The following is a 19,506-nucleotide window of genomic DNA, read 5'->3' as shown; positions in this document are numbered from 1 at the left end:
CTCATCGGGTCCGGCCCAGCAGCCGGATGGCCTGCTTGAGCAGCACCGGCACCGGCGGGGTGGCCCCGTCGACGGTCTCCGCGACCGCCGCGACCGCCTGGTCGGCCTGACTCGCAGTCCAGCCGAGCCCGATCAACGCCTGGCGGACCTGCTCCGGCCAGGCACCGCCGGTGACCCCGGCCGCGCCGTCGGCGCCCACCGCGACCGGGCCGATCCGGTCGCGCAGCTCCAGCACCAACCGTTCGGCACCCTTTTTACCGATGCCGGGGACCCGGGTCAGCGCGGCGGTGTCAGCATTGGCGATGGCCTTGCGTACCGCGTCGGGGGTGTGCACGGCGAGCACCGCCTGGGCCAGGCGGGGACCGACCCCGCTCGCGGTCTGCAACAGCTCGAACAGCGACTTCGCGTCGTCGTCGGCGAAGCCGTAGAGGGTCAGCGAATCCTCCCGGACGACCAGGCTGGTGGCCAGTCGGGCGGGCTGGCCGACCCGCAGGTCGGCGATGGTGCCGGGGGCGCACTGCACGGCCAGGCCGACCCCGCCGACCTCGATGACCGCATGGTCCGGACCGGTGGCGGTCACCACGCCACGCACACTGGCGATCATCTCGCTCCTCCTCGTCTCGCCCGGTCCGCGGCGGCGGCCAGCTTCGAACGCGTACCACCCCGCCACACGTGGCAGATGGCCAGCGCGAGGGCGTCCGCGGCGTCGGCCGGCCGGGGTGGCTCGGGCAGCCGCAGCAGTCGGGTCACCATCGCGGTCATCTGCGCCTTGTCCGCCTGACCGGAGCCGGTCACGGCCGCCTTCACCTCACTCGGGGTGTACGTCTGCACCGGCAGCCCGGCCCGGGCCCCGGCGAGCACGGCAATCCCGCTGGCCTGCGCGGTGCCCATCACCGTACGCACGTTGTGCTGGCTGAACACCCGCTCCACGGCCACGCTGTCCGGCCGGTGCTCGGCGACCAGGTCGGTGAGCGACCGGTCCAGGTGCAGCAGGCGGGTCGGCAGTTCGTCGGCCGGATCGGTGTAGATCACGTAGTAGGCGACCAGCGTGCAGGGCCGCCCGGGCACCCCCTCGACCACGCCGACCCCGCACCGGGTAAGCCCCGGGTCGACGCCGAGCACCCGCACGCCTCCCCCTCCCAGCCGCCGAGCAGTACGTGTGTTCGACACCCTACCGATGCCGCCGCACGGCCGCGCCATGGGACACGCCCGGCGCGGCTGCACCGCCGGCACGCCGATGACGTCAACGGCGACGGGATGTAGGCCACGGCCACCCGATCCCCCAGGAGTATGTGCGCCGACGCCATGTGCGACCGGCCGCCCAGCTCGTAGTTTCATGCGCCATGACGGCAGAACCCGTGGCGGTCCCCCATGTCGTGAACGTCGACCTCGCCGGCCGTACCGCTCTGGTGACCGGGGGTGGCAGCGGCATCGGTCGGGCCTGCGCCCTGCGACTGGCCGAGGCCGGCGCCAACGTGCTGGTGGTCGACCGTAACGTCGAGGCGGCGAAGCTGGTGGCGGCCGAGGCCGGCGGTCACGCCGTCGGCCTGGACCTGGCCGACGCCGCCGCGGTGGACCGACTCGACGTCGACGTGGACATCGTGGTCAACAACGCCGGCCTACAGCACGTCGCCCCGCTCCAGGACTTTCCCGTCGAACGCTTCGAGCACCTCCAGCGGGTGATGGTGCAGGCGCCGTTCCTGCTGATCCGGCGGGCGTTGCCGCACATGTACGCCCGGGGCTGGGGCCGGATCATCAACATCTCCTCGGTGCACGGACTGCGCGCCTCGCCCTACAAGGCGGCGTACGTCGCGGCGAAACACGCGCTGGAAGGACTGTCCAAGGTGGTGGCGCTGGAGGGCGCGGCGTACGGCGTCACCGCCAACTGCATCAACCCCGCGTACGTGCGTACCGCCCTGGTGGAGAGCCAGATCGCCGACCAGGCCGCCACCCACGGTGTCGCGGAGAACGAGGTGGTCGAGAAGATCATGCTGGCCCGCGCCGCGATCAAGCGCCTGATCGAACCGGACGAGGTGGCGGAACTGCTGGCCTACCTCTGCTCACCGCCGGCCGCGTTCCTCACCGGCGCCTCGATCGCGCTCGACGGGGGCTGGACGGCGAACTAGAGTCCCCCCGCACAATGTCGGTCATGTCGTCGCCGCTGGAGTTCCTGGAACTGCTCGCCCGGGAAGCCGCCGCGGTCGAGTTCGAGGGACCACTGGTCGCCGCCCGCTCGGCCGGGCTGTCCGCCGACCGGATCGCCGAGCTGGACCAGGCCAAGTCGGTGGCGCTGCGGGTCCGCGCGCTGCTGGAGCGGCGCCGCCGCCGGGAAAGCGAACTGCTCAGCCTGTACGACACGGTCAGCGACCTGGCCGGGCTACGGGACCTGGATGACGTGCTGCGGGCGATCGTGCACCGGGCCCGGCACCTGCTCGGTGCCGACGTGGCCTACATGACCCTCAACGACGCCGAGCGCGGCGACACCTACATGCGGGTCACCGACGGCTCGGTCTCGGCCCGTTTCCAGCAGCTGCGGCTGCCGATGGGTGCCGGCCTCGGCGGGCTGGTGGCCCAGTCGGGCGCCCCGTACGTCACCGCGAACTACCCGCAGGACGAGCGCTTCCACCACACCCGGGAGATCGACGCCGGGGTGGGTGAAGAGGGATTGGTGGCCATCCTCGGGGTGCCGCTGCGGCTCGGCTCCACCAGCATCGGCGTGCTCTACGCGGCGAACCGCTCGGCCCGGCCGTTCGCCCGCGAGGAGGTGGCGCTGCTGCTCTCGCTGGCCGCACACGCCGCGGTGGCGATCGACACCGCCCGGCTGCTGGCCGAGACCCGGGCAGCGTTGGCGGAGCTGTCGTCGGCCAACACCACCATCCGGGCGCACAGCGCCTCGGTCGAACGCGCCGCGGCGGCCCATGACCGGATGACCGCGCTGGTGCTGCGCGGTGGCGGGGTGGAGGACGTGACGGCGGCGGTCACCGAGGTGCTGGGCGGGACGCTGCTGGCACTGGACACCGAGGGTCGCCTGCTGGCCCGGGTCGGTGAGCTCGACGAGCCGGACCGGGCGGACATCGTCGAGGCGGTGGCCGCGTCCCGGACCGAGGGACGCAGCGTACGCCGGGGCGAGTTGTGGTACGCCGCCGTGGTGGCCGGCGCGGAGAACCTGGGTGCGCTGGTGTTGCACACCGAAGGGGAACTGGCCGACGCCGATCAGCGGATCCTGGAACGGGCCGCGTTGGTGACCGCGTTGCTGCTGCTGTTCCGGCGCACCGTGGCCGAGGCGGAGGGCCGGGTCCGGGGCGAGCTGCTCGACGACCTGATCGCGCGGCCGTTGCGCGACACCGACGCGCTGCGTGGCCGGGCCCGTCGCCTCGGGGTGGACCTGGACGCCCCGCACGTGCTGGTGGCGGTCGACGACGACGCGATCGCGGCCACCGGCTCGGCCCGCCAACGGGTGCTCTCCTGGGCCACCACGTACGCCTCGACCCGGGGCGGGCTGGCTGCGGCGCGCGACGGGCGGGTGGTGCTGATGCTGCCCGGGCAGGACGCGGGCGGCAGCGCTCGGGCGGTGGCGCGGGATCTGGCCCGGGTCACCGGACGACCGGTGACCGCCGGGGCGAGCGGCCCGGTCGCCGGGCCGACGTCGCTGGCCACCGCCTTCCGGGAGGCCGACCGCTGCCTGACCGCGCTCGGCGCGTTGGGCCGGGCCGGTCAGGGTGCGAGCACCGCCGAGCTGGGCTTCGTCGGGTTGCTGCTGGGGACCGTCTCCGGTGGCGGTGACGCCGACGTGAGCCGGTTCCTCGCCACCACCATCGGCCCGGTCGTCGACTATGACGCCCGCCGGGGTACCGCTCTGGTGCGGACGCTGGAGTCCTACTTCGGGGTGGGCGGCAGCCTGGCCCGGGCCGCCGAGTTGCTGCACGTGCACGTCAACACGGTGACCCAACGGCTGGAGCGGGTCGGGCAGTTGCTCGGCGCGGACTGGCAGAAACCCGAGCGGGCTTTGGAGGTGCAGCTCGCCCTGCGGCTGCACCGGCTGCGTACCCCCGGTGGTTGAGCCGGCTGCTCAACCACCGGGCTGCCGGCCCGCGACGATCGCGCGGCGCGGCTCAGTGCTTGCCGTAGTGCTGCCGGGTCTCCCGGATCGCCTCCTCGGCGGCGGCGCGCTCCTGCGGGGTGACGCCCCGCCTGGCGGCCAGCCAGGCCCGCAGCAGTTCCACCGCGATCGGCAGGACCGAGATCCCCACGATGCCGATCAGGATGAACTCGATGTTGGCCTTGACGAACGGGATCTGCCCCAGGAAGTAACCCAGCACGGTCACGCCGGTGCCCCAGAGGATGCCGCCGACGACGTTGTAGATGACGAAGGTGCGGTAGTTCATCCGGCTGACCCCGGCCACGATCGGGGTGAACGTCCGCACGATCGGCACGAACCGGGCCAGCACGATCGACCGCGCGCCGTACTTCTCGAAGAAGTCATGCGCCTTGAGCAGGTTCTCCTGCTTGAACAGTCGTGAGTTCGGTCGCCGGAACAGGGCCGGGCCGACCTTGCGGCCGAACAGGTAACCGACCTGGTCACCGGCGATCGCGGCGATGGTGATGAGCAGACACACCAGCCACAGCGGATATTTGAGGTACTGGCCGTCGGCGACCAGCAGCCCGGTGGTGAACAGCAGCGAGTCACCCGGCAGGAAGAAGCCGATCAGCAGCCCGGACTCGGCGAAGACGATCACCAGAATGCCGATCAGCCCGAAGGTCGAGATCAGCCACTCCGGATCGAGCCAGTCCGGCCCGAGGGCCAGGTGGGTGACGGGCGACGGCACGAAGACCTCCGATGGCTGGGAACGATCCCGATGACTGCGGGACGCCCGTAGTCTAGGCCGCTCCCGGTGGGCCAGGGAGCCGACACCGACCCACTCGGCGGCGAGCCGCGAGCGAATTCCGCCCTCAGCGGGCCCGGATGCCCGCCAGCACCTGGTCGACGACCTTCGCGGGGAGCGTCGTCTCGTCGAGGTCAGGGTTCCAGTTCATCACCCGCTGAATGAGCATCGGACCGGTGATCATGGCCAGGGTCACCTCGATGTCGAGGTCGGCGCGGAGTTCGCCGTCGCGGATGCCGCGGCGCAGCACCTCGCGCATCACCGCTCGGCGGGGCTCGACGATGCTCTGGTACAGCGCGTAGCGCTCGGGATTGCGTTTCACCTCGGGCACCAGGCAGGGCATGATCTGCGCCGCACGCGGGTCGATGTTCTGCCCGACCGCGCCGACCAGCGTGATCAGGTCCTCCCGGACGGACCGGCCGGCCGGCTGCGGCGGATCGCCCTTGAGGGTACGCAGCGCGTCGTACAGCAGGGCGTCCTTGCCCGCCCAACGACGGTAGATGGTGGCCTTGCCGACCCCGGCCCGCGCGGCGATCGCCTCCACCGAGATCGCCTCGATCGTGCTGCCCTCCGCGAGGAGGTCCAGCGTGGCCTCGATGATCGCTTCGGCCGCGCGGACGCTGCGCGGCCGGCCGGGCGGCCGCGGAGCATCTGCCGTGCTAGTCATGCGCGCATTGTTCCCGACGCTACGCGGTGCCAGCCAACTCGGGTTCACCGACCGTGGCCGGCGTCCCGGTGCCGGACCGGGCAGGCATCCAGCGCAGCGCCACCAGGATGCCAGCCGCCGTGACCAGTGCGGCCAGCGCCGCCGACCAGTGCATCGCCGAGACGAAGGCGTCATTGGCCGCCGTGATCAGCTGCGGCGCCGCCGGCCCGAGCTGATCGGCGGCGGCGTACGCCCCGGAGATCGACTCGCCGGCTGCCGCGCGGGCGTCCGGTGGCAGCTCGGCCAGGGCCGGGGTGATGCCGCTGCGGTAGCCCGCGGCCAGCACCGAGCCGAGCACCGCCACGCCCAGCGCGGCGGCCATCTGCCGGATGGTGTGGCTGACCGCAGACCCGGCGCCGGCCTTCTCCCGAGGCAACGCCGACATGATCGACTCGGTGGCCGGCGGCATGATGTTGGCCATCCCGGCACCCAGCAGGAAGAAGAAGACCAGCACCACCCAGATGGGGGTGACCGCGTCGACGAAGGCGAACCCGCCCAGCGACACGGCGGCCAGCACCAGCCCCACCACCGCGACCGCCCGGGCGCCGTACCGACGCACCATGGTGGCGCTGCGCGGGGCGAAGACGAGCTGGGCGACCGCGAAGGGCAGGAAGATCAGGCCGGTCTGCAACGGGCTGTAGCCGCGCACCAGTTGCAGGTAGAACGAACTGAAGAACATCACGCCCATGGCAGCGAAGAAGACCAACCCGATCAGCGCCACCGGTACGGCGAAGCGCGGCACCCGGAACAGCTGTACGTCCAGCGAGGGATGGCTGCTGCGCCGTTCGTGGGCGACGAACCAGGCCAGCACCGCGAGCCCGCCGACGATGGCGGCCCAGACCAGTGGCCGACCGAAGCCGTGCTCGCCGCCGTCGATGATGCCGTAGGTCAGGGTGACCAGACCGATCACCGAGAGCAGTACGCCGAAGGCGTCGATCCGGCCCGGGTTCGGGTCCCGTGACTCGGGCACCAACAGCACCACCAGGACCACGCCGAGCCCGACGACCGGCACGTTGATCAGGAAGATCGAGCCCCACCAGTAGTGCTCCAGCAGCAGGCCGCCGAGGATCGGGCCGATCGCCATCGCCAAGCCGACCGCGCCGGCCCAGATCCCGATGGCGCGTCCCCGTTCGCGCGGATCGAAGACGTTGGTGATGATCGACAGAGTGGCCGGCATGATGGCCGCACCCCCGACCCCCATCAACGCGCGGGCCGCGATCAACTGCGCGGGGTTCTGCGCATACGCGGAGAGCAGCGAGGCCACACCGAACAGCACCAGGCCGATGAGCAGCAGGCGGCGCCGGCCGGCCCGGTCGCCGAGCACGCCGAAGGTGAACAGCAGCCCGGCGAAGACCAGCGTGTAGGAGTTGATGAACCATTCGAGCTCGCCATGGCTGGCCTCGAGACCGTGCACCGGGTCGGCGAGCGTACGCAGCGCGACGTTGAGGATGGTGTTGTCCAGGACGACCACGAGCAGGCTGATCACCAACACCCCGAGGATCGCCCATCTCCTCGGGTGTCCAGTGTTCGCATTCGGCGGCATTCCCCACACCCCCCGCTTTTCGATACGGTCGCGTCCGTAATCGCATCTGAGCGTAGGCTCGACAGTATCGATACGGAACCGTTTCGTATCTAATGTGACTGCCGTCACACTAGGCGCCCGACAGGCCGGCCACCACCCCACCTGCTCGCGCAACCCGTGCAGCGCTTTCGATGCCCTGCCCCTGCTGCGGGCAACCTGCGACGCCCGTCGGGCGCGACACCCACCAGTGCGGGTGCATCCTGCGGCGCTTTGGGTGCATCTGTTGTTGCCAGGGCAGCAACAGATGCACCCAAAACCGCTTCACTTGGCCAGCCCACCCGGCGCCAGATGCCAACTTGGGGCTTTTGTCCGGAAATGGTTGGCGCTCACGGGCCCGTGGACGGAATCCCCGGCGGGTGGGTGGCGTTGTAACCCATGGCTGACGAAGTAGGGGCCATGTAGGCGCCAGTCACCCGAGTACCACGGTGACCAGCGCGATCCTCCCCCACGGCCCTCGACCGACCGCCCAGGGAATGGGCCGGCCCGCCCGTTCGTTACACCTGGACCCGGCACCACGACGGGCGTGCACCGTACGCGTCGGCGACGCTTCCCCCAGCGCATCGCAGAACGCCGTACCTGCGCTTCTGGACTCTTCGCGCCGCGCCCCTGATCCTCCGCGCCCTTACCGGCGCGTACCTCCCCGCGCCCATCCCCCCGCGCGGACATCACCCCCGAATGGAGCTTTGATCATGAACACCATGCTGCGTAAGAGCGTCCTCGCCATCGCCGGTCTCACCGCCGCAGGCGGTCTCGCCGCCGGACCGCTCAACCACGCCACCACCGACACCACCACCACGAACACCACCGCCGCCGCGCAGGCCACCAAGCCCGACACCGCCAAGCTCATCCCCCACGGCGTGCAGGGTGCGCAGTCGCACATCGACCTGAACGACGAGCAGGTCGACAACACCAAGGCGATCATCGCGGCGACGAAGCAGGCCGGTATGGACGAGCGTGCCGCCGTCGTGTCCATCGCCACCGCGTTGCAGGAGTCGAAGCTGGAAAACCTCGGCCACCTCGGCGACCGTAACGACCACGACTCGCAGGGCCTGTTCCAGCAGCGTCCGTCCAGCGGCTGGGGCACGGTCGAGCAGATCACCGACCCCGAGTACTCCACCACCGCGTTCCTGAAGGGTTTGAAGCAGGTCGACGGCTGGCAGGACATGCCGCTGACCAAGGCCGCCCAGACCGTCCAGGTCTCCGCCTACCCCTTCCACTACGCCCAGTGGGAACAGCAGGCCGCCGACCTCGTCGCCGAACACTGGAACAGCTGACCCGAAGACCTTCCTCGTACAGGGGGAACAAGAAGCCGATGGCCGGCACCCGCATCCGGGTGCCGGCCATCGGTGTCTTCACCTTCCGCACGCCGGCCCTCCACACGACGGCCTTCTGCTGACGGGCGTCTGCAACACGAGCGGGCGGCGTCGTGCAGGCGGGGTTCCGAAGAGGGCTTGTGCAGGGCCGATAGGTTGATGATCCACTCAGCAGGTCGCTCCGGAAGGTACCTAACCCATGCCCATCGGTTTCATCCTTGCGATCGTCGGCGCGGTCATCGCGGCCGTCGCCGTCGCCGTCGCACTGCTCGGCGGACACCGGAGCGTACGACAGGTCGGCGCCCTGACGGCGGTCTCCGCACTGGTCGCGACGCTCCTGCTCACCGTCGCATCGAGCGCCCACTCGGTACCGATCCGCTCGGTCGGGATCGTCACCAGCTTCGGCAAGCCGACCGGTGAGGTCACCGGCTCCGGCCTGAAGTGGGTCGCGCCGTGGCAGCGGGTCGGCGAATGGGACGCCGGCCGGCAGAAGTACGACCACATCGGCAGCGACGCCTGCGTACGGGTGCGTACCGGCACGCTCGCCGACGCCTGCGTCGAGGTGCTGATCGAGTGGCAGGTCCAGCCGGAGAACGCGCCGCAGCAGTTCATGGATTACAAGGGCGACTTCGACAGCTTCCGGGGTCAGCGGGTCGGTGTGCAGCTCGACAGCGCGGTCAACGACGCCTTCGCCTCCTACAACCCGCTGGAGCGCATCGACGCGAAGACCGGCAACCTGAACGTCGACCTCAAGCCATTCGCCGAGAGCATCAAGTCCAGCGCCGAGGGCCGGCTGGGCAGCGACGTCGACATCCTGTCGGTGACCATCACCCGGGTCAACCACGACGACAAGACCGAGGGCAACATCAAGGCCTTCCAGGACAAGCTCGCCCAGACCCGCAACCTCGAACAGGACCGCCGCAACGCCGAGATCCAGAAGGAGATCACCGAGACCAACGCCAAGGTCGACAAGGTGACCCGCTGCCTGGAGATCGCCGAGAAGAACGGCAGCTCGCCGGGCCTGTGCATCAACCCGGGCATCGTCACCGGCACCGCGAAGTGAGCTGACACCCCTCGCCGGGCGGTGATGAGTCGTGCGGGGAGTCCGGCGAGGGCGTGTGATCAGCTGGTCAAGGCTTCCAGGGCGAGGTCGACGTCGTGCTGGGTCGAGTAGAGGTGGAAGGAGGCGCGGACGTTGCCGGCACGGACCGCGGCACGGATCCCGGCCCGTTCGAGTTTCTCCTGTGCGCCGGGCACCTGCACGGTGACGATCGCGCTGTGCCCCGGTGGCTGGCCCAGCCCGGCGAGGAACCGGTTGGCCAGCGCCACATCGTGCGCGTGCACCGCCGGCACCCCGATCTCCAGCAGCAACTCCAACGCCGGGGCCGCGCCGACCCAGCTGAACCAGGCCGGCGAGATGTCGAAGCGGCGGGCGTCGTCGGCCAGCCGCAGCGGTGGACCGTAGTAGGAGCCGTGCGGGTCACGCCCGGCGAACCAGCCGGCGGCATCCGGCCGCAACCGGTCCCGCAGTTCCGGCGCCAGGTAGGCGAACGCGGTGCCCCGAGGACCCATCAGCCACTTGTAGCCACCGGCCACCACCGCGTCGGCCCGAGCCGCGTCGAACGGCAGCCAACCGCAGGCCTGGGTGGCGTCGACCACGACCAGCGCGTCGTGCGCCCGGGCCGCCGCGACGATGTCGTCGTACGCGGCCACCGCGCCGTCGGCGGACTGCACCAGGCTGAACGCCACCAGGTCGGTGTCGGCGTCGATCGAGGTGGCCAACTCGGCCAGCGGCACCATGCGTACCTCGACCCCCCGGTCCTGCTGCACCAGCCAGGGGAAGAGGTTGGAGGTGAACTCCACCTCGGGGACGACGACCCGGGCACCGGTGGGCAGTGCGGCGGCGATCGGTGCCAGCAACTGCGAGACGTTGACGCCGATCGCGACGTCGGCCACCGGCACTGCGGTCAGGCGGGCGAACGCCTCCCGCGACCGGCCGGTCGCCGTGTTCCAACTCTCCCAGGAGGCGGCTCCCGCCCGCCAGCCGGCGAGGGCCTCCTGCAACGCGTCCCAGGCCGGGTCGGGCGGTAGACCGTAGCTGGCGGTGTTCAGCCATCCGGGTTGCGGTTGCCACAGCTTCTGTGCCTGCTCAAGCTCCACGCCAACCGACGCTAGTCGTCGCTGCCAGCCGGTGCGCAGCGCCAATCCGCACCCCCTGGCCCTCGACGGCAGCGAAGACCGACACCACCGCCCCTAGCCCGTCGGCCCTGACGAAGATCGACACCGTTTCGGCGTTGTGGCGGGGTCCCGACGGGCCGGTCACCGCCACACCGCCGAAACGGCGCTCAGCCATCGGGCGAGGTCAGCTGACGTTGGCCGGGCCGAGGACGCTCTTGAGGTCGGCCATCAGCGCGGTGGTCGCCGCCACCCGCACCGGGCCGAGCCGCAGGAGCGTGGTCCGGCTGCCGTTGAGCAGCTTGACGTGCACCTCCGCGTCGCCCGGGTGCAGCACCAGGGTCTCCTTGAGCCGTTCCACCAGCGGCGGGGTGCACCGGGTCACCGGGATGGTGAGGGTGACCGGCTTGTTGGTCGTGCTGGTGGAGATGTCGGGCATGGACATGTCCATCGCCATGATGCGGGGGATGTCGTCGCGCCGGTCCACCCGGCCCTTGACCACCACGATCGCGTCCTCGGCGATGTACTGGCCGATCACCTCGTAGGTGTTCGGGAAGAACAGCGTCTCCACCCCACCGGCGAGATCCTCCAGGGTGGCCGAGGCCCACGCCCGACCCTGCTTGGTGACTCTCCGCTGCACCCCGGAGAGGATCCCGGCGAGGGTGACCACCGCACCGTCGGGCACGGTGCCCTCCTCGGAGAGCGCGGCGATGGTGCAGTCGGCCGCCGCGCCGAGGATGTGTTCCAGGCCGAACAGCGGGTGGTCGGAGACGTACAGGCCGAGCATCTCGCGTTCGAAGGCGAGCTTGTCGCGCTTGTCCCACTCGCCCTCGGCGATGGTCGGCATGACCGTGGTGTTGGTGGCGGTCTCGGTGTCGCCGAAGCCCGCACCGAACAGGTCGTACTGCCCGACCGCCTCCTTGCGCTTGACGTCGGCGTACGCGTCGATGGCGTCGGCGTGCACGGTGAGCAACCCCTTGCGCGGGTGCCTCATCGAGTCGAACGCCCCGGCCTTGATCAGCGATTCGATGGTCTTCTTGTTGCAGACCACCGCGTCCACCTTGGACAGGAAGTCGTAGAAGTCGGCGTACTCGCCCTTCTCCTCACGGCAACGCATGATCGAGGTGACCACGTTCGCGCCGACGTTGCGGATCGCGCCGAGGCCGAAGCGGATCTCCTTGCCGACCGGGGTGAACGGACCGGCCGAGGTGTTCACGTCCGGCGGCAGCACCTGGATGCCCATCCGCCGACATTCCGACAGGTAGAGCGCCATCTTGTCCTTGTCGTCGCCGACGGAGGTGAGCAGCGCCGCCATGTACTCGGCCGGATAGTGCGCCTTCAGGTACGCCGTCCAGTACGACACCAGTCCGTACGCGGCCGAGTGCGCCTTGTTGAAGGCGTACCCGGCGAACGGGACCAGCACGTCCCAGACCTTCTGGATCGCCTCGTCGGAGTAGCCGTGCTCGCGGCAGCCGTCCCGGAACGGGATGAACTCCTTGTCCAGGATCTCCTTCTTCTTCTTGCCCATCGCCCGGCGCAACAGGTCGGCCTGGCCGAGGGTGTACCCGGCGAGGATCTGCGCGGCGCGCTGCACCTGCTCCTGGTAGACGATCAGGCCGTAGGTGGGTGCCAGGATCTCCCGTAGCGGCTCCTCCAGCTCCGGATGGATCGGGGTGATCTCCTGGAGGCCGTTCTTGCGCAGCGCGTAGTTGGTGTGCGAGTCCACACCCATCGGGCCGGGGCGGTACAGCGCGAGGACGGCCGAGATGTCCTCGAAGTTGTCCGGCTTCATCATCCGCAGCAGCGAGCGCATCGGCCCGCCGTCGAGCTGGAACACGCCCAGGGTGTCGCCCCGGGCCAGCAGCTCGTACGCGCCCTTGTCGTCCAGCTGCAACCCCAGCAGGTCCAGTTCCTTGCCGTGATTGAGCTGGATGTTCTTCACCGCGTCATCGATGATGGTCAGGTTGCGCAGGCCGAGGAAGTCCATCTTCAACAGCCCGAGCGACTCGCACGTCGGGTAGTCGAACTGGGTGATGATCACCCCGTCGGAGTCCCGACGCATCAGCGGGATGTGCTCGATGATCGGCTCGGCGGACATGATGACACCGGCGGCGTGCACGCCGGTCTGCCGGATCAGCCCCTCGATGCCCCGGGCGGTGTCGATGACCTTCTTGACGTCGGCCTCCGACTCGTACATGCCGCGGATCTCGCCGGCCTCGGCGTAGCGCGGATGCTTCGGGTCGAAGATGCCTTCGAGCGGGATGTCCTTGCCCATCACGGCCGGCGGCATGGCCTTGGTGATCCGGTCGCCGACCGCGTACGGGTAGCCGAGCACCCGCGCCGAGTCCTTGATCGCGGCCTTCGCCTTGATGGTGCCGAAGGTGGCGATCTGGGCGACCTTGTCCTCACCCCACTTGTCGGTGACGTACTTGATCACCTCACCGCGCCGACGCTCGTCGAAGTCGATGTCGACATCGGGCATGGAGACCCGCTCGGGGTTGAGGAACCGCTCGAAGATCAGCCCGTGCGGGATCGGATCCAGGTCCGTGATGCCCAGGGCGTACGCGACCAGCGAGCCGGCCGCCGAGCCACGGCCCGGACCGACCGCGATGCCCTGGTTCTTGGCCCACTGGATGAAGTCGGCGACCACGAGGAAGTACGACGGGAAGCCCATCTGGATGATGACGCCGAGTTCGTACTCGGCCTGCACCACGTGCCCCTCGGGGATGCCGTTCGGGAAGCGGCGGGCCAAGCCCTTGAAGGTCTCCTTGCGGAACCACGACTCCTCGGTCTCGCCCTCGGGCACCGGGAAGCGCGGCATCAGGTTGTGGAACTCGAACATCCCCGCCGGGTCGACCTTCTCGGCCACCAGCAGGGTGTTCCGGCACCCCTCCAGCCACACGTCGGAGCTGTCCACGCCGCGCATCTCGTCGGCGGACTTGATGTAGTAGCCGCTGCCGCCGAACTTGAACCGGTTCGGGTCGGCGACGTTGCTGCCGGTCTGCACGCAGAGCAGCACGTCGTGCGCCTCTGACTGAGCCTCGTGCGTGTAGTGCGAGTCGTTGGTGACCACCGGCGGGATGTTCAGTTTGCGGCCGATCTCCAGCAGCCCGTCTCGGACCTGCTTCTCGATGTCCAGGCCGTGATCCATCAGCTCCAGGAAGTAGTTCTCCTTGCCGAAGATGTCCTGGTATTTCGCCGCCGCTTCGAGGGCCTGCGCGTCGTGGCCCAGCCGCAGCCGGGTCTGCACCTCGCCGGAGGGGCAGCCGGTGGTGGCCATCAGTCCGTCGGCGTATTCGGCGAGCAGTTCCGCGTCCATCCGGGGCCACTTCACGAAGTAGCCCTCGGTGTATGCCTTGCTGGTGAGCTTGAACAGGTTGTGCAGGCCATCCCGGTTGCGCGCCCAGATGGTCATGTGGGTGTAACCACCGCTACCCGAGACGTCGTCGCTCTTCTGCTCCGGACGGCCCCACCGCACCCGAGACTTGTGGAACCGCGACTCCGGCGCCACGTACGCCTCGATGCCCAGCACGGGCGTCACCCCGGCGGCCATGGCCTGCTTGTAGAAGTCGTTCGCGCCGTGCATGTTGCCGTGGTCGGTCATCGCGACCGCCGGCATCCCCTGCCGCTTGACCTCGGCGAACAGGTCCTTGAGCCGGGCCGCCCCGTCGAGCATCGAGTACTCCGTGTGCACGTGCAGATGCGCGAACGAATCGCTCATGCGAAGGGCCCCCCGGGTCGGATGATCGAGTCGGTCGGCCCACCCTATCGCCGCCGCTGGAGCTGCTCCAGCGCGCCGCGCACCACCGACCGGTGCGGCATCCCTGGATCACGCTCCCGCCCCCACTCCACCTGGGTTGACCATGCGTCTGGCGACGTGCGGCAACTGCTACGCGCACCGGAGCGGTCACGTTGAGTTGATCGATGGGTGCCGCTAGGTTCGTGGCATGAGTCTCCCGACGGAACCGATCGGAAGCATCCCCCGCCCCCCGCAACTCCTCGCCGGCATCGCGGAACACGAGGCCGGCAGACTCGAATCGGACACCCTCCAATCCCGGTACGACGACGCCGTACGCGACACCATCGCCCGCTTCGAAGCGCTCGGCTCGCCCGTGGTCACCGACGGCGAACAGCGCAAGCCCAGCTTCGCGACGTACCCCGTGCATGGCCTTGATCACCTGGCGGCCGACGGGGTGGAGATCCCGTTCGCCGACGGCCATTCGCGGCAGTTGCCCAAGCTGACCGCCGGCCCGTTCCGCTACGCGGCCCGCTCCGTCGACTACCTGCGGGCCGCGCAGCGGTACGCGACCGTACCGGTCAAGCAGTCGGTGATCGCGCCATCCGCGCTGAGCCTGCTCTACCCACCTGAGGGCATCGACGGGTACGACCGGGAGGCGTTCCTCGACGACCTGGTGAACGAGGCCGAGGCGGATATCCGGGGTGCGTTGGACGCCGGGGCCAGCAGCGTGCAGCTCGACTTCACCGAGGGGCGCCTGGCGGTCAAGCTTGACCCCTCCAAGGGACTACTCGACTCGTTCGTGGCGCTGAACAATCGGGTGCTCGACCGGTTCACCGAGCAGGAGCGGGCCCGGATCGGCGTGCACACCTGTCCCGGCGGCGACCAGGACTCCACGCACAGCCTCGACGTCGACTACGCCGAACTGCTGCCGAGCCTGTTCGCGCTGCACGCTGGGGTGTTCTATCTCCAACTCGCCAGCGAGGCCGACCCGGACCGGGTACTCCGCCAGGTCGCCGCCCACTCGCAGCCAGACCAGCGGATCTTCGTCGGGGTGACCGACCCGGTCGACCCGGTCGTGGAAACCCCGGAGCAGGTCCGCGACCGGGTGCTCCGGGCCGCCGAGTACATCGCCCCGGAGCGGTTGGGTAGCTGCGACGACTGCGGCTTCGCGCCGTTCAGCGACGACCGTTCCACCTCCAGAGACACCGCCTGGGCGAAGATCCAAGCTCGCATCGAGGGCACCGCAATGGCCGCCGAGCGCCTAGGAGCGTGAGACAGTGGCACACATCGCGTGGGGGCGCCCGGATGTCGGGCGCCCCCACGTCGGATCTGAATCTCGGTCAGTGTGTGGACGTCAGCGTCGCCTCCTGGCGGGCCCGCTCGTCGCCGCTGAGGGTGTGCAGCGGCTTCTCCCGGACGAACAGCACCGCCACCAGGGCGAGGAACGCGATCGGCGCGCCGATCAGGAACAGTTCCGAGGTGGCGGTGGCGTAGGCGTCCCGCACGATCATCAGCACCGGCTCAGGCAGGGTGGACAGGTCGGGCACCTCGGTGGTGCCGCCGTCGGCCGCACCGGCGGCCGGTCCGAGCTGCCCGGTCATCAGGCTGGTGACCCGGTTGGCCAGCACCGCGCCGAGGGCGCTGACGCCGATCGCGCCGCCCATGCTGCGGAAGAAGGTGAGCACCGAGGTGGCCGCACCCAGTTCGTGGGCGGGCACGTCGTTCTGTGCCGCCAGCACCAGGTTCTGCATGAGCATGCCGACGCCGATGCCGAGCAGCGCCATGTAGCTGAACAGCAGCGGCAGCGGGGTGTCGATGTCGATGGTCGACAGCAACAGCATCCCGGCGACCATCACCGCGGCCCCGGCCACCAGGTACGCCTTCCACCGGCCGTACTTCGTGATGAGCTGGCCGGCGACCGTGGAGGAGACCAGCAGGCCGAGGATCATCGGCAGGCTCATCAGGCCGGCGACGGTCGGCGACTTACCCAGTGAGGTCTGGAAGTACTGGGAAAGGAAGACCGTCCCGCCGAAGAGAGCGACACCGACCAGCATGCTGGCGACGGTGGTCAGCGTGACCGTACGGCTGCGGAAGATCTCCAGCGGAATGATCGGCTCGGCTGCCCGGGACTCGACCCAGACGGCCGCCACCAGCAGCGCCAGGCCACCGACGACCATCAGGGCGGTCCAGCCGGAGGCCCAGGCGAACTTGTGCCCGGCCAGCGAGGACCAGATCAGCAGGGTGCAGACGCCGGCGGTGATCAGCGCCGCGCCGGCCCAGTCGATGCGTGCCTTCCGGCAGATGACCGGCAGGTGCAGGGTGCGCTGGAGCAGGAAGATGGAGACGAGGCTGAACGGCACCCCGATCAGGAAGCACCAGCGCCAACCCAGCCAGGAGGTGTCCACCAGGACGCCGCCGATCAGCGGGCCGGCGATGGTGCCGACACCGAACACCGCGCCGAAGATGCCGGCGTAGCGGCCCAGTTCGCGCGGCGGGATCATCGCCGCCATCACGATCATCGCCAGGGCGGTCATGCCACCGGCGCCGATGCCCTGCACCACCCGGCTGACCAGCAGCACCTCGACGTTCGGGGTGAGTCCGGCGATCAGCGAGCCGAGCACGAACAACCCGAGGGAGAGCTGGATCAGCAGTTTCTTGCTGTAGAGGTCGGCCATCTTGCCCCACAGCGGCACGGTGGCGGTCATGGCCAGCAGTTCGCTGGTGACGATCCAGGTGTAGACCGTCTGGCTCCCGTTGAGGTCGGCGATGATGCGCGGCAACGCGTTCGCGACCACCGTCGAGGCGAGGATCGCCACGAACATCCCCACCATCAGCCCGGAGAGGGCCTGGAGGATCTCCCTGCGGGACATCCGGCCCTCCCCTGCCTCGGGGGCCTCGATCGGCTCGGTCGGAGTTGTCATGGCACTTTTCCTCACGCGTGGTTCTGGTCCCGGCGCGGTCGCGCCAGTCGAGTGGTACTGCTGGTGTGGGTGCCGTGGCCCCGCTCGACCGGCGAGGGCCGCGGGGATCAGTGCGGGAAGGGTCAGCCGGTGCGGGGGTCGGGCAGGCCGGCGGCGACGGCGGCGAACGACTCGTCGAGCAGCGCGGTCAAGCGGCCGCCCCCGCCGGCCGCCCAGCGGATCATCGCGGCCCGCAGGGCAGCCCCGGCGACCGCCACGACCAGGGCGGGGTACGCGTCGTCTGCCGACAGCCGGGTACGCGCGGCGATCGCCTCGATGAGGGCCCGTTCGGTGGTGGCATTGCCGGTGACCAGGCGGGCCAGCAGCACGGGATGCTGCGTGACCACCCGCAACCGGAGCTGCCACAGCTCGGCGTCACCCTGCATGTCCTCGACGACCTCGGTGAAGGCGCGGTGCAGCGCTTCCAGCGCGGGTTGCTCAGTGGGCACGGCGGCGAGCGCCCGCAGCACTCTGTCCCGGTCGCCCTCGCTGTCGCCCACCAGGGCGTCGTCCTTGGTCGGGAAGTAGTTGAAGAACGTCCGGGCGGAGACGTCGACCGCCTCGCTGATCTCCTCGACCGTCACCTGGTCGAGCCCGCGTTCGGCGACCAGTCGCAGCGCGGCGGCGGCCAGGGCGGCCCGGGTCTGCTGCTTCTTGCGGTCTCGCCGACCCAGCGTCGTCGTCTCGTCCACCGTCACGGCAGAAACCGTACGGCCAAAGATGCACTCTCTGCAAAGTTTTATTTTGTGACACGACTTTCCCTGACCGACACCATATAGGGCAGCGGACACCGCAGTGCGTTGGACAACAGTGTGCGACACACAGTATGGTGTGACGCATGGGCAGTGACGACGTGTTGCGGACGCATCTGCAGGAGTTACGCCGGGGGACGGTAGTGATGGCCAGCCTGGTGGCCCTGCGCCAACCCGGCTACGGGTACGCGCTGCTGCAACGGCTCACCGGGCACGGCTTCCCGGTCGACGCCAACACCCTTTACCCGCTGCTGCGCCGGCTTGAGGAGCAGGGGCTGCTGACCAGCGAGTGGAACACCGAGGAAAGCCGGCCGCGCAAGTTCTACCGCACCAGCGAGGCCGGCGAGCAGCTGCTGAACCGCCTGCTCGACGACCTCGCCGCCGTGCAGACCTCCCTGACCGCCCTGATCGAAGGAGACCCCCGATGACAACCTCCCTGACCGACAGATATCTCGCCGCCACCCTGCGCTCGGTGCCGACGGCGCGCCGCGCGGAGATCGCCGACGAACTGCGCGCCTCGATCGGCGACATGATCGACGGCCGGACCGCCGACGGGCTCGACGCCGCGACGGCCGAGCGCGAGGTGCTCACCGAGCTGGGCAACCCCGCCGAGCTCGCCGCCCGGTACGCCGACCGGCGACTGCAGCTCATCGGCCCGACGTACTACCTGGCCTGGCAACGACTGATGATCGGGCTGCTGAGCACCATCCCCGCCATCATCGGTGTGCTGATGGGTGTGCTGGAGGCCACCGTCGCCGACAACGCCGCCGGCGCCATCGGCAAAGGCATCGTCGCGGCGTTCAACGTCGCGGTGCAGATCGCCTTCTGGGTGACCCTGGTCTTCGCGATCATGGAGCGGGTGGGCACCCCACTGAACCAGCCACAGTGGAGCATCGACCAGCTCCCGGACGAGCCCGTCGAACGGGACGTCAGTCTCACCGACGTGTGCGCCTCGATCGTCTTCCTGGTCCTGTTCATCGCCGCCCTGCCGTGGCAGCACTTCCAGACGGTCGTCGGCGACGGTGACCGGTTGCCGATCCTCGACCCGGCGCTCTGGAACTCCTGGCTGCCGGCGCTGCTCGTCGTCCTGGTCGCCAGCATCGGGCTGGAGATCGCCAAGTACCGGGCCCGCCGGTGGACCGGCCCGCTGGTCGCCGTCAACGCCGTGCTCAACCTGGCGTACGCGGTGCCGATGATCTGGCTGCTGGCGAACGACAAGTTGTTCAACCCCGACTTCGTCGCCCGCTTCGCCTGGCTGCGCGACGGTGGCATCGACACCGTCGCCCGGATCACCATCGTGGTCATCGCCGCCACCACCCTCTGGGACATCGCCGACAGCGCCATCAAGGCCCGTCGCGCCGCCCGCTGACACCCCACCCCGGCTCCGTTGATCATG

16 protein-coding genes are annotated in these 19,506 nt (G+C 69.8%); 7 read left to right on the top strand and 9 right to left on the bottom strand.

Annotated features, from left to right (window positions below; all coding sequences use genetic code 11):
- Nucleotide 1 precedes the first annotated feature (1 nt).
- Nucleotides 2-604 (bottom strand): Holliday junction branch migration protein RuvA, encoded by a 603-nt coding sequence (gene ruvA / locus AB0M35_RS13545; RefSeq protein ID WP_363744959.1) that lies wholly within the window; start codon nt 602-604, stop codon nt 2-4.
- Entirely contained in the window at nt 601-1,128 is a 528-nt protein-coding gene (gene ruvC / locus AB0M35_RS13540; RefSeq protein ID WP_327026794.1) for a crossover junction endodeoxyribonuclease RuvC, read from the bottom strand. The genes ruvA and ruvC overlap by 4 nt, the downstream gene beginning before the upstream one ends.
- Before the next feature lie 215 nt (nt 1,129-1,343).
- On the opposite strand from ruvC, the gene AB0M35_RS13535 reads away from it, so the two are divergent.
- On the top strand, nt 1,344-2,126 hold the full coding sequence (locus AB0M35_RS13535; RefSeq protein WP_363744957.1) for a 3-hydroxybutyrate dehydrogenase: 783 nt from the start codon (nt 1,344-1,346) through the stop codon (nt 2,124-2,126).
- A gap of 14 nt (nt 2,127-2,140) precedes the next feature.
- Nucleotides 2,141-4,060, top strand: a complete 1,920-nt coding sequence (locus tag AB0M35_RS13530) for a helix-turn-helix domain-containing protein (protein ID WP_363744956.1) — start codon at nt 2,141-2,143, stop codon at nt 4,058-4,060.
- Between the two features lie 52 nt (nt 4,061-4,112).
- Here the strand turns inward: AB0M35_RS13530 and AB0M35_RS13525 are convergent, their stop codons facing one another.
- The 3 genes from AB0M35_RS13525 to AB0M35_RS13515 form a co-directional block, all read right to left on the bottom strand.
- Entirely contained in the window at nt 4,113-4,826 is a 714-nt protein-coding gene (locus tag AB0M35_RS13525) for a VTT domain-containing protein (RefSeq protein WP_363744954.1), read from the bottom strand.
- A 124-nt stretch (nt 4,827-4,950) separates the two neighbouring features.
- The gene (locus AB0M35_RS13520; protein ID WP_363744952.1) at nt 4,951-5,550 is read right to left on the bottom strand and encodes a TetR/AcrR family transcriptional regulator; all 600 of its coding nucleotides are present in this window, start codon (nt 5,548-5,550) and stop codon (nt 4,951-4,953) included.
- A gap of 19 nt (nt 5,551-5,569) precedes the next feature.
- The gene (locus AB0M35_RS13515) at nt 5,570-7,132 is read right to left on the bottom strand and encodes an MFS transporter (RefSeq protein ID WP_363744950.1); all 1,563 of its coding nucleotides are present in this window, start codon (nt 7,130-7,132) and stop codon (nt 5,570-5,572) included.
- Nucleotides 7,133-7,860: 728 nt separating this feature from the next.
- Here AB0M35_RS13515 and AB0M35_RS13510 point away from each other — a divergent pair.
- Entirely contained in the window at nt 7,861-8,445 is a 585-nt protein-coding gene (locus tag AB0M35_RS13510; protein ID WP_363744948.1) for a hypothetical protein, read from the top strand.
- A gap of 238 nt (nt 8,446-8,683) precedes the next feature.
- Nucleotides 8,684-9,547, top strand: a complete 864-nt coding sequence (locus tag AB0M35_RS13505; RefSeq protein WP_203224423.1) for an SPFH domain-containing protein — start codon at nt 8,684-8,686, stop codon at nt 9,545-9,547.
- A gap of 59 nt (nt 9,548-9,606) precedes the next feature.
- Here AB0M35_RS13505 and AB0M35_RS13500 read toward each other — a convergent pair whose 3' ends face one another.
- Both AB0M35_RS13500 and dnaE read right to left on the bottom strand, forming a co-directional pair.
- A complete protein-coding gene (locus AB0M35_RS13500) occupies nt 9,607-10,644 on the bottom strand; it encodes an aminotransferase class V-fold PLP-dependent enzyme (protein WP_363744946.1) in 1,038 nt (345 codons plus the stop codon).
- Nucleotides 10,645-10,846: 202 nt separating this feature from the next.
- On the bottom strand, nt 10,847-14,380 hold the full coding sequence (gene dnaE, locus AB0M35_RS13495; RefSeq protein ID WP_363744944.1) for a DNA polymerase III subunit alpha: 3,534 nt from the start codon (nt 14,378-14,380) through the stop codon (nt 10,847-10,849).
- A 226-nt stretch (nt 14,381-14,606) separates the two neighbouring features.
- On the opposite strand from dnaE, the gene AB0M35_RS13490 reads away from it, so the two are divergent.
- Nucleotides 14,607-15,671 carry a cobalamin-independent methionine synthase II family protein gene (locus AB0M35_RS13490; protein WP_363744942.1) on the top strand — a complete coding sequence of 355 codons (1,065 nt, stop codon included), beginning with the start codon at nt 14,607-14,609 and terminating at the stop codon, nt 15,669-15,671.
- A 67-nt stretch (nt 15,672-15,738) separates the two neighbouring features.
- Here AB0M35_RS13490 and AB0M35_RS13485 read toward each other — a convergent pair whose 3' ends face one another.
- A complete protein-coding gene (locus AB0M35_RS13485; protein WP_363744940.1) occupies nt 15,739-17,319 on the bottom strand; it encodes an MDR family MFS transporter in 1,581 nt (526 codons plus the stop codon).
- A 122-nt stretch (nt 17,320-17,441) separates the two neighbouring features.
- The gene (locus AB0M35_RS13480; protein WP_363744938.1) at nt 17,442-18,056 is read right to left on the bottom strand and encodes a TetR family transcriptional regulator; all 615 of its coding nucleotides are present in this window, start codon (nt 18,054-18,056) and stop codon (nt 17,442-17,444) included.
- 140 nt (nt 18,057-18,196) lie between these two features.
- On the opposite strand from AB0M35_RS13480, the gene AB0M35_RS13475 reads away from it, so the two are divergent.
- Entirely contained in the window at nt 18,197-18,538 is a 342-nt protein-coding gene (locus tag AB0M35_RS13475) for a PadR family transcriptional regulator (RefSeq protein ID WP_363744937.1), read from the top strand.
- Nucleotides 18,535-19,479, top strand: coding sequence for a permease prefix domain 1-containing protein (locus AB0M35_RS13470; RefSeq protein WP_363744935.1), 945 nt, complete (start codon nt 18,535-18,537; stop codon nt 19,477-19,479). Before AB0M35_RS13475 ends, AB0M35_RS13470 begins: the two co-directional genes overlap by 4 nt.
- Nucleotides 19,480-19,506 lie beyond the last annotated feature (27 nt).

Origin of the sequence: Micromonospora sp. NPDC051196, from assembly GCF_040682415.1 — a bacterium.
Classification (GTDB): Bacteria; Actinomycetota; Actinomycetes; order Mycobacteriales; family Micromonosporaceae; genus Micromonospora.
This window is presented reverse-complemented; position numbering and strand designations above follow the sequence as displayed.